At 43.4% G+C, this 11,920-nt stretch carries 6 protein-coding genes; all 6 read right to left on the reverse strand.

Annotated features, from left to right (window positions below; all coding sequences use genetic code 11):
* Window positions 1–96: 96 nt before the first annotated feature.
* On the reverse strand, window positions 97–1,641 hold the full coding sequence (locus tag WAO84_RS06385; RefSeq protein ID WP_340064519.1) for a RagB/SusD family nutrient uptake outer membrane protein: 1,545 nt from the start codon (window positions 1,639–1,641) through the stop codon (window positions 97–99).
* Between the two features lie 18 nt (window positions 1,642–1,659).
* Entirely contained in the window at window positions 1,660–4,773 is a 3,114-nt protein-coding gene (locus tag WAO84_RS06390) for a SusC/RagA family TonB-linked outer membrane protein (protein WP_340064522.1), read from the reverse strand.
* Window positions 4,774–5,076: 303 nt separating this feature from the next.
* The gene (locus WAO84_RS06395) at window positions 5,077–5,784 is read right to left on the reverse strand and encodes a hypothetical protein (protein WP_340064523.1); all 708 of its coding nucleotides are present in this window, start codon (window positions 5,782–5,784) and stop codon (window positions 5,077–5,079) included.
* Complete coding sequence (locus WAO84_RS06400; protein WP_340064524.1) at window positions 5,781–9,164, reverse strand: alpha-amylase family glycosyl hydrolase; 3,384 nt, start codon at window positions 9,162–9,164, stop codon at window positions 5,781–5,783. Before WAO84_RS06400 ends, WAO84_RS06395 begins: the two co-directional genes overlap by 4 nt.
* A gap of 63 nt (window positions 9,165–9,227) precedes the next feature.
* Complete coding sequence (locus WAO84_RS06405) at window positions 9,228–10,331, reverse strand: SusE domain-containing protein (protein WP_340064525.1); 1,104 nt, start codon at window positions 10,329–10,331, stop codon at window positions 9,228–9,230.
* Window positions 10,332–10,356: 25 nt separating this feature from the next.
* Entirely contained in the window at window positions 10,357–11,913 is a 1,557-nt protein-coding gene (locus tag WAO84_RS06410; protein ID WP_340064526.1) for a RagB/SusD family nutrient uptake outer membrane protein, read from the reverse strand.
* Window positions 11,914–11,920 lie beyond the last annotated feature (7 nt).

An 11,920-nucleotide genomic window follows, 5' to 3' on the forward strand; every position in this document is an offset into this window, starting at 1 on the left:
TAAACCGGGTTTTAGTGGTTGGTAATAACAAGGGGCTGTTTCTAAAATGGAAACAGCCCCCCAGACTAAACCTGATCTTAATCTTATCGGGTGGATCTAGTATCCTGGGTTTTGCACCAGGTTAGGGTTTGATAACAATGCATTGGCAGGTATGGGATACAATTGTTTGTTTATATCTCCTACCGAAGCGGGCTCTTTGAACTCCCAGTCTTTTGTGAATTCTCCAAAGCGAATAAGGTCATTTCTTCTCCAGAATTCTATATATAATTCCCGTCCTCTTTCGGCCAGCAGATCACTTTCTGTAACAGCTCCCAAAGGGTCGGCCTGTCTTAATATTCTCAGTTCATTAACCATAGCAGTCGGGTCTCCGCCGCTTCGCATCATGGCCTCAGCCTTCATAAGATGCGCATCGGCATATCTGAAAACCACCTCATGACTGGTAAATGAGCCATTTACAGGGTGGTACTTGATCACTCGAATACCGGTACGTTCATTGTTACCTATTAAACCGGGCAGCTCTCTGGTAAATGCGAGCGGTTGGTCAATTCGGTCCTTAAGCGGATTCCCGTTAACATCATATTGCTGTCCCAGTAAAAAACCGTATCCTATTCCCAGGTTAGAACTGTTTGCATTCGTAGCATCGGGCACAAAACCTCTTCTTTCTTCCTGGCCCGAACCAACAGTATTGGTATTAGGGTCTCCTTCAAACAAATCGTAAAATTCTGCAAGGGTACTGAATCCGTTCCATCCTCCTCCGTCATTTCCGGGAGCGATCTGGTTGTAATGCAGTCCGTTCCAGATACGGTTTCCCACAGATGTTCTGGCCCACCATATGGTCTCATTATCTACACTTTCTTCGAAGATCTCGAAATACCCGCTCTGTAAGCCAAAGCCATCGCCTGCAATAGCATCTACAGCATTAATAACAGCAGTCATATCACTGGCTTCCGGGGTACCGGTACCATTATAGATATGAGCGTTAAGATGTAGTTTGGCCAAAAGAAAATGGGCTGAGGCCTGCGAAGCAAACTCAGTTTGTGGACTGGGTCCCGTAACCGGTAAGTTGGGCAGTGCTCTGGTAAGATCATCAAGTACAAAATCATACGCTTCCTGGCGGGTGAGTACTCTGGGGCTTACTTCAGGGCCTTCATCTACTTCCCGGAAGGGCACCTGCCCGTAAAGATCCATTACCCAAAACATACTGAATGCACGTAAAAAACGCGCTTCGGCCTCCTCCTGAGGTGTTGGTGAACTACGGGGGTCAATAATCTCACTTGCCCGGAATACATTCTGATTAAGATTGTTCCAGGTATTGAGTATATAATCATGGGTAGTAGCCCAGGTATGGGTGTGTAGCGTTCTCCAGATACCATTGTCACCCCAGTCTGTGCCACGGGTGGGTACGAGCAGTTCATCGGTCGAAACTTCATTCAGAGCGAAGAAGTCTTCCTGATTTCCCAGTTGGCCAAAGATATCGTTGTACAACTGGGTTAATGAAGACTGTGCGGGTACTCCGGAAAAACCATCTGATTCCTCAAAAATCGAATCTGTTTCTTCAATCTCCAGATCGGTACAGGAGATGATAAGCAAGGCAGACAGTGCTGTCATTAATCCTCGTTTTGTAAATAACTTTGTATTCATAGTTATCAATTTTTTTAATTAAAATGAGGCACTTAAACCAATGGTTATTGTTCTGGGCCTTGGGAATGATGTATAATCAATTCCAAAGGTGGGCAGACCATTAAGGAGATCGGTTGCACCCGGCTGAATACTTACTTCAGGATCAAGACCACTGTAATCAGTAATAACAAATAGGTTTTGTCCGTTAAGGTAAAGCCTGAGTGAGTCAAAGAGGCCTTCTCCGGAAAGAGGTACATTGTATCCTAATGTTACGTTCTGAAGACGAATGAAGTCTCCTTTTTCCAGAAATCTTTCAGATACGGAAGCTTCTGCGCTTCCGGCTTCCCCGCTGGTCAATACATCAGGGGTTACATTTCTTCCTGAGTTAATAGACCCGGCAGTGAAGAAGGCATTTCGGGTGTTATTGTATATGTAATGCCCGAACTGTCCGGCAAAGAATGCGGAAAGATCCCAGTTCTTATACGTGAAATTGGTAGAAAGACCTGCATTTACTGTGGGCAGTGCACTTTTATCAACAAATTTTTGTTCATCGACATTAGGAACCGGTTGTCCGTTTTCAAATCCGTCAAACTCTCTCACATAAAATGAAAACAGAGGCCTGCCGCTTGCCAGTGCCTGGGCAAATGCTCTTGATAATCCCTGGCCCCGTATAGTTCCTGCAGGAAGAAGGCCTTCAAAATCCTGTATTTCGTTGTCGTTATACGCAATGTTAAAGCCTGCGTTCCAGGTGAAATCTTCCGTTTGGAAAAAATCGTAATTAATGGCAAATTCTATCCCCTGGTTCACAACTACTGCATCTAGGTTCTCAAAAACAAAAGGCTGTGGTGCGGGTTGTGCAGACTCAATGCGCAACAGGAGATCTGTGGTTTCTTTTCTATAGACGTCTAGGGTACCGTTTAAACGGTCGTTATTAAAACCAAAATCAAACCCTACGTTGTACTGTATGGTTTCTTCCCATCTTAACTCGGGATTTGCAAAGGCAACGGTGGTGGTTCCCGGAGGCTCTATCTCACCATTGTCTTGTATTACCTGAAAGCCTGCTCCAACATAAGGAGAATTAAATCGCTGTCTTCTCAGGAAATTACCATACCCCAGCCCGTCCTGGTTACCGGTAATACCGAAACCTAAACGCACTTTAAGGGTTGAAAATGCATCTCCAATAAAATCTTCTTCATCCAGTTTCCACGCAAAAGCTCCCGAAGGGAAATATCCGTAACGATTATCATCTCCAAATCGCGAAGAACCATCAGCACGAACTGTTCCGGTAAAAATAAACTTATCATATAAGGTATATTCCACACGTGTGAAGAACGATTGTAGCTCGTCTGTAAAGTCAAAAGTTTCTCCAAAAACAGAACGTACATTTAAACCGGTGGGTGCTGCCACCACATCGGTAGTAATGTCAGGAAAAAGCCTGTTTACAAAAAAGTTGGTTGATCTTGGGTCTATCCCGTATTGCTGGTAAGGACCTTCTATTCGGTTCTCAATAGCAGCAGAAGCTCTGGTAAGGTCTCCCGTCATTACGTTAAGATCGGTGGAACTGAATCCAAAACCTTCCACATTTCTTCCTCTTCTTCCAAAATCCTGAAAAGAATACCCCACAAGGGCGGTTATTTTTGAATTTTCAAATTCTTTCGTGTAGGTAAGAGTAGCCTCTATAAGCCGGTTCTCTACATTTATGTCGTTAATAGCTGCCCGACCATTACCAAACACGGCTCTGTCAAGGTTTCGGGCCAGTGCATTGGCGGCTGATTTTCGGGTAGATTCTGATTTATCGTATCCTAAGTTTAATTTGGCAGACAGTTCGGGAGTTATCTGGTACTCTCCTGAAAAGTTGAGTAATGCCCGCGTAGTTGAGGTAAGGCTCTGAACAAAATCTAGCATGACCCTGGGGTTGAGTTGTCCTCCTGTATCGAAATTAGGGTCATTGGGCCAGGTAGGGTTTGCCGAATAAGCTGCCCCGAGAATATCACCCCTAAATCCGGCACTTCCACTTAACGGTGGGGACTCATCATTTACTCTTGAGAGTGTGGCCTGAATATTTATTTTGAGTTTATCATCAAAAAAACGATGCAAAGCATTTACTCTTCCTGTAATTCTTTCCAGGGAAGAATTTTCAATAACACCAAATTGTTTTCCGTAGCCAAAAGTGGCGCGTACCGAACCATTTTCATAACCGTGAGAAAAAGAAAGGTTTTGATTTTGAGAAACGGCATTACGGGTTACTACATCCTGCCAGTCGGTATTGGCACCGGCATCTTCTGCAGGAATACCACTAAATTGTTCTACAGCATCCAGATACCGATCTCTACCCAGTAAGTTAAATTCTTCTGCCGGTTTTGAAAAGCTTAAGTTGGAATCAAATTCCCAGCGGCTACCGGTACCTTTGCCTCCTTTGGTGGTGATAATAACCACACCATTGGCACCACGAGAACCATAAATGGCGGTAGCAGAAGCATCTTTAAGAATACTCATACTTTCAATATCACTCGGGTTTAAAAAGTTAAGGGGGTTTCTGGAAGCACTGGAACCAAATCCTATATTTACACCTCCGGCTGCCGTTTCATCACCTGCTAAGGGAATACCATCTACTACAAAAAGCGGATTATTATTTGAACGTACAGAACTTGTACCTCTAATACGGATATCAATACCTGCTCCGGGCTCTCCACTGGTTTGTGTAATCTGTACACCGGCGGTTTTACCCTGAATGAGCTGTTCGGGTGAGGCGATCACTCCCTGGTTAAAGTCTTTTGAAGTTACCACGGCAACGGCTCCGGTTGCATCTCGTACTCGTTGTGTACCGTAACCTATAACCACAATCTCATCCAGTGCCTGGGTATCTTCTGCCAGAGTTACATTTATGGTTGATCTTCCATTAACGGGGACCTCCTGTGTTTTAAAACCTACATAGCTAAAGATAAGTACAGCGTTGCTGCTAACGTTATCTAAAGTGTAGTTTCCGTCAAAATCGGTTTGGGTTCCATTGGTGGTACCCTTTACCAGAACACTTGCTCCTGGTAGTGGGCCAAGGGCGTCAGACACCGTTCCGCTAACGGTTTGAGCCTTTCCCATGGAAAAGTGTAAGAAAGCACTTAACACGAGAAAACCTTTAAGTAAGTTGTTCTTCATACAATATAAATTTAAAGTCAATAGTTGGTTGTGTAAAGTTTTGTTTTAAATCTAGGTAAATATTTTGTTAAATTTATGGTATGTTGCTGTGAATCAATTACGAAAACGGTTTAGTGTTGATAACTTTTATATATAATTAATATAATAAATTTTTTGTAAATAATTTTTTAAATATTATTTTTTTGGCTTTTTGATTATAATATTCTTATTTTTTATGTTAAAATAAGCTAATAAAAAAGAGTGACATAAAATCAAAAAAAAGACCCGTTTAAAGACGGGTCTTAACATTAAATTAGCATATAGCTAATTAACTCGGAATTGAAATATATCAGATTTAGAGGTATTGTTTTGAAAGTCTTTAACTACAATATAAAAATAATATACCTGACCTGAACTTACAGAAATATCAAAAAAAGGGTTTTGGGTAGTAGTAATTTCTGTTTCAGGTGGCGAAAAGGTATCCAGGAATACCTGATATTCTGCAATATCATTATCAATATCACCAGCCGTCCATTCAATTGTAATGTTTCCTGCGTTTACGGAGCTTCCGGTTTTCGGATTAACTACTTCTGCGGGAAACGGTGCATGGCTCTCTACAGGTGCGCCGGCATTGTAAAATTGCCATGTGGCACTGTTGGCGGTTTGAGAACTCATATCATTTCTGGAAATTATAAACCAGGCATAGGGCGTACCCCGTTGTAAACTGATCTCCTGTTGGGTATTGGTGGTATTAAATGTTTCTGTGGTACCGGTCTCCAAATTACGAAGGTTTATGGTATATCGGTCAGAATTGGCTGCCGAATTCCATCGAAAGGTTACCCTGCTTTGCGTATCGGATATGATGGTTCCTTCATTACATTCTGTATTATCTTCGGGGAATACCAATACTGCAGCCTGGGGAGGGGTTGCTGCGGGTGTGGGCTCTCCTCCATTATCATCACTACCACCTCCACAGGCTGTGAGGAAAACCGCTGCTATAAACAAGAGTGTATATTTTATAAAATTCTTCATTGTTTTATTATTTTTCTATTCACAAAGGTGTTACCTGTCTGTATGGTAAGTATATACATTCCGGGAGGCAATGTATTTACATTAACCGAAATGCGCCCGCGTCCATCGTTCGCAGTGTATTTTTGCTGAGAGATCTGTTGTCCGCTTATGCTGAAAATACTTATGGTGGTATCTTCATAAAAGGGGGTAGGTGTATCAATATATACCTGCTGCCCTGTAACGGGGTTTGGTGATAGACGTAAGTCATCATACATCTGTATGGTTTCTTCATAGATACCCTGACATTCTTTATCGGTTCTAACTGAAACACGGTTAACTGCATCTTTGAGCTGAATGGTGATTTCATTATCTGTAGTTAGATACTGGGTATCGTTTACAAAAATGGTATAGGTGTTTCCTCCTGATAGCGTAAGTGTTAATTCTCTGGTGGCTGAATGTACTGCAGAAAATACGGTGAGATCTTCGGGCTCGGTTACCGTGGTAGAGAAGCAGCGTTCGTAGGCTTGCCCCTCTACGGTTATACATAGTTGGTAAGTATCTGCCGAAAGCCGATCGAATTCTACTTCTGAGGTAAAGGATTTTACCTGAGGAGTGCTCCCATTTATACTTAGTGTTGCGGTATAGTTAAGGTTTTGGGCGGCTGTTAGTTGAATACGGCCATTATCTTCAGATCTGCAGGTTTCCGAATAAACTTTTACGGTAAAGTTTGATGCAGGTAAAGAGAAGACTTCGCACCCATTAACATCAACGGTAGCGCCTAAAGGTGTACCGGGACAAGTGTCATTTGCATCCGGAACTCCGTCATGGTCCTCATCCGGAGGGTTTATATCGGGAAAAAGTGCGGTGGGATTATTACCGTATATCCTGAATTCTCCGGGTTGAAGCATAATAGGAGCGGTGGTATTGGTAACTATGTGTTTAAGATTGCTCTCTAACAGGCTGTACCACACACCGGTTTCCTGAAATTGGGGTTCAATGGTCTGCTCGGTAATACCGAAGTTACCTATAATGGTTATATAGGTAATCTCATCATCTGCTCCCTGCGTACTAAGATGTATTTTCTTTAATCCGTTGGTGTTACCGGTATCGAGTGAAAAATTTTCGGTGGTAAATACGGGTTCATTTTTCCTGAGTAGTATAAGATCTGACCAGGTATCATAAAGTGCCTTTCGGTCTTCCTGTTCCAGATAATCCCAACGTATGGGTTTGTTTCCGGTACGGCCATTAAAATTAATGGAAATTTCGTAGCCCAGTTCACCAAATTGCCATAACATTTTAGGCCCGGGAACGGTAAAAAAGAAAGCTCCGGCCAGTTTCATGCGTTCCAGCGCTGTACTCAGTTCTTTGGTGCTATAGGTACTGTTCTCATTTCCAAATTCAAGATTTTTGTACATGAGCCTCTCTTCATCATGACTCTCCATATAGGATATATTGGAAGGGGCAGGCCAGTTTTTCACTTGATAAGAAACGGATGAAAAATTGGACTTATTGTCCTCGTGGTATCCCATGGTTGCTTCGTTGTAGGGATCAGTCAATTTGTCCCAGAACATAATACCTTTATTTTCATTAAGGCGATAATTCACCCACTCCAGTTCTTCCTGTGCAGAGCCTCCAAAGCCCAGGTGTTCGAAGATCACATAAAAATCAGGGTCAACTTCCCATTGGTAGTCTGCGTATAGTTTTAATACATTTACCCGGTCTGCCTGATAATCATTGGTACAACTCTCCTGATTGGCTCCGGGCCCACAGTTTTGAGTGAATCCTTTGGTAAGGTCCCACCGGAAACCATCTATTCTAAATTCTTCTATCCAGTATTTTGCGGTTCTTTCCACATATGCCCGTGTAGCTTCTGACTGGTGATTGAAATCATTGAAAACGTTATAAGAATGTCTGGGTTGGATATTGAAAAAAGGATTATCGGCTGAGGCCTGCCCTTCAAAACCGCCATTACTATCGTTCCACATCCTGAAATAAGGATGTTGCCCGGAGGCGTGGTTATATACGACGTCTATAATGACTGCAATACCTCTAGAGTGACATTCGTCTATAAGTTGTTTGAATGCGTTTTTGGTGCCGTAGTATTTGTCAAGAGCCATATGAAAGGAAGGGTTGTAACCCCAGCTTTCGTTACCGTCAAATTCGTTAACGGGCATAAGCTCTATGGCATTAATGCCTAGTTCTTCCAGGTAATCGAGTCGGTCTCTTACGGCGTCAAAGGTATGTCGTTCATCAAAATCCCTTACCAGTAATTCGTAAATAATAAGGTCTTCTCTGGCCGGGCGCTGGTATTGGTTGCTCTGCCATTGGTATTCGGGATCTCCCAGACGCAAAACGGTTACGGCCCCATTGGTAAGCCCTGTAGGATATGCGGGAAGATCAGGATATGTGGTGGTATCTATGAATGTATCGTTAAACTCATCCAGTATAAGTGTAGAATAGGGGTCTGCTACGTTTAGGGTTCCGTTTACAAGATATTGGTATTGGTGGTTGAACTGGGGTGTAAGTTCGCTGATCTCCAGCCAAAAGCGATCTGTGGCGGGATCTTTTTTCATGAGGTAGCCGGCTTGTCGTTCCCAGTTGTTAAAATCACCTATTACATGTATGAAATCTTTCCCGGGAGCATAAAAAACGAGGGTGGCTTTGGTTGGGTCACTTGGGTGAGGATTAAGCCCGTCTAATAATCCTGTTGGAAGTGCTTCTTCTGTAACGGTAGGGACGGTAAGTACTTCAAAACGTTCACTGAGTGTTTCTCCGCTATGGGTTGCTTCAATGACAAATGAGGTTTCCTCATTTACCGCATAGGTGTAATTATAGGTGGTGGTGGGTGCAGTACTGCTGTGTATTTGCACATCATTGGCTTTTAGAATAAAATCGGCTTCAAGGGTAGCGGTGGCGGCTATTTGAAAATTTTCGCCTGCATTTACGATAAGAGGGGAATTGGAAGGGCTGGTGAGGGTAAGTTGAAAACGACCTACGTCTGCGAGGAAATCCTGAGATTTTTTATCACCGTCACCGTTTTTTGCTTTAACAAGCATCCCTATTCTTGTAATGCCTGTGGTATTATAAAAGGTGCTGGGGGTTAAGGTATAACTGTACGTACCATTACCATTATTGGTCATTTGTTGTGCTTCATTAGAATTGGTCCACTCACCGTTGTTGGGAGCATCTGCTGAAACATTGTTGGCATCAAAGTACCAGGCCCATAAGTAAATATTATCGGGTTGACCACTGTTCCAGAGTGTAGGATCTACGTTAGAAACCGTAATGGTAATTTGTTCGTTCTCATTAAATGATGAGGGTTCTATAGTGAAGTTAACATTTTGAACCTGCGTATATCCGAAGGTACTCAACAGAAGGAATAAAAATAATAATTTTCTCATCAATAACAATTTTGGTAAAAAAAAGGCTGCCCGAAGACAACCCTTTTTCAAGTTTAATGGATATTAATTTTTCACCACAGTGTATGTATAGGCTCTGGGATTACTAAGGTCAATGGTAATGGTATAGTTACCGGCTTCGGCTACTCCTATGCTTCCACCGTTAAAATCCATTATGCCGTCTGCTCCGTCATCACCCAGATTAAGGTCCCAGACATCGTTTGCCCGAAATTTAAATCCGTTATCCGGTGCTTCCTGGGGTATGAGATCAATGGTAACCGACCATGTTCTTGTACTTTCATCATACACCATATCAGTATCAGAATCCCAACCTGTGGGTGTTGCGTTCCCTATAATACCCCATGAGGTTTTGGTAAGGGTATAGGTAAGTGCCTCGGTATCTGCCTGAATGAAATAATAACCGGGACCTCCTGCATTAGCAGTACCACAGTTACCTTCACCATCGTCAGTAAGTACCTGGGTATAACTTCCGTTTACACCGGAAGCATCTCCCCAGTCTGTATTACCCCACTGAAAGGAACCTCCGGCATCTGCTCCTACAAACTTGAATTCATTGTTTAGTGCCACAAACCCTTCAAAATCACTTTGCTCGGGTGCGGAAGCGGCGAGGTAAGGCACATAATCTACAGCATCTTCACTGGGGTTCCAGCCCTGATGGTCACCGGGTACGGCAAGCCTGGGAGCACTGTTACTAAAGGGTGTAACGGTGATACTTATAGGGTCTGAGATCTGCTCCAGTACATTTTCAACACCTATGGTTGATTTTACGCGTACGTCGAGACTACCGGCCTCGAATGGGGTGAGTCCGGCCTGAATGGCAGCATTGTTTAACTGGTTTACGGTCCAGGTGATAAAACGATTGGTGGTAGCCCCCATATTAATGGCATTAGCAAAATCGGTTTGGGAAGCTGCCAGTTCTATTTCATAATTAATAACGGTTTCTACTCCGTAATCACCGTGATTCCATACAAGTGTTACTGCCGGATTTCCTGGATTGGCAGGGTCTAGAACGATATTCGTATTGCCTTCGGGCGCAATAAGTTCAGCGGCGGCCACTGTATTGGCCGTAACGATCGGATCGTCATCACTACAGGCCCATAGAGAGAGCAGCAGTGCTGATAGAATGATAGTTCTGAATGTATTTTTCATGAGTATGTGTTTTTAATGCGAATGTTTAGTATCCCGGATTTTGTTCCTGATTGGGGTTGGCCTGTAGGGCTTCCAGTGGAATAGGGTACAGGTCGTAATGGGAAGGAATAGAAGTTCCGTTTACGACGCCTCCTTTCCAGGGCCAGTTGTAGGTACTTCCGGTAAACCGTCCAAACCGGATAAGGTCCTGGCGACGATGCCCTTCGTAATATAATTCACGGGCTCTTTCATCTATGATAAAATCGAGAGTTAGCTCACCGGCAGTAATGTTTCCTGAAGTATCCCCATAGGCGCGCTCCCGTAACTGGTTAATATATGAAAGTGCGGTGCCTATATCGCCTCCACCGCCTCTTAAATGGGCTTCGGCATACATTAAATAGGCATCTGCCAACCTGAAGAAGGGAATATCAACATCGGAGAAATTCATTACCGGGGCATCTCCCTGAGCATAGGTATTCCTGAATTTAGTGGTTGGGTATCCGTCAGTCCACTGGCGGTAATCTTCCATTTCAAACTGGTGTCCGTCTGTCCAGAAAATTGCTCTGGAATCGTTGGTAGTTTCCAGATCTCCAAACAGGCTGTAAAGAGCGGGTGTACAACGGTGACCGGTCCATCCGGCTTCAGCACCAAACTCACCAATATCCATAGTTTCTGTGCTTAGACTGCCGTTTATTAAATAGGTGGCGTTCCCAAAAGACTGTGCGTTAAGGCGGTCTCCGATAAGAGGGAAAATAATCTCAGGAGAAAGGAAGTTATCGCCCTGAAATACTGATTGATAATCGTCAGATAAACTAAACTGGCCGTCATTGATCACACGTGATATATAATCTAATGCTTCGGTGTATTTACTTTGCTCTGTATATACTTCTGCATTGAGATATGCTTTTGCCAGAAGCATTTGTATGGTAGCTCTGTTTACACGACCGTATTGGCTGGAAACGGGAATGGTATTTTCTATGGCCAGCAGTTCGCTTTCTACATATTCGAAAATCTCCTGACGGGAAGATCGTGGCTTATTGGCGCCGCCAATACCGTCTGCTTCTGTTACCAGGGGAACTCCTCCAAAGAGATCCATGGCATGATAATATGCCAGTGCTCTCAGAAAACGCGCCTCTGCGATCAAGAGGTCTTTTTCTTCAAACTCTCTTGGAGTTATTTCAAGTATGAAATTATTGGCCTGGCCTACCTGATAGAAGATGCGATTGTACATATAACCAAAAAATTTGTTGGTCGCGATCCATCCGGTAGCGGTGGTTAAAGGATCGAGACCGTTATCGCCCCAACGGTTCTTAACAATGTCGGTAGGCATTTCCTGCAGGTTCCAGAGGCTTCTGAAATAAACGGTTTCTCCGGGATCGTCTCCAACGATATCTGCGATCTGATTGCCGGAACCGGGAACTCCCTGTCCGTGTATTATAAGCCCGGCATATAATTTAGCCAAAACGCTAGTTATGGCATTTGGATCATCATCAAGCAGATTATCCAATGATTGTTCTACTCTTGGTTCTGTGTCGAGATCGTTAATGCATGAACTGAGCAGGAACAGGCAAATGGTCATACACCCAAAAATCATATTTTTCATATTCATA

This window comes from Ascidiimonas aurantiaca (assembly GCF_037646345.1).
Classification (GTDB): Bacteria; Bacteroidota; Bacteroidia; order Flavobacteriales; family Flavobacteriaceae; genus Ascidiimonas; species Ascidiimonas aurantiaca.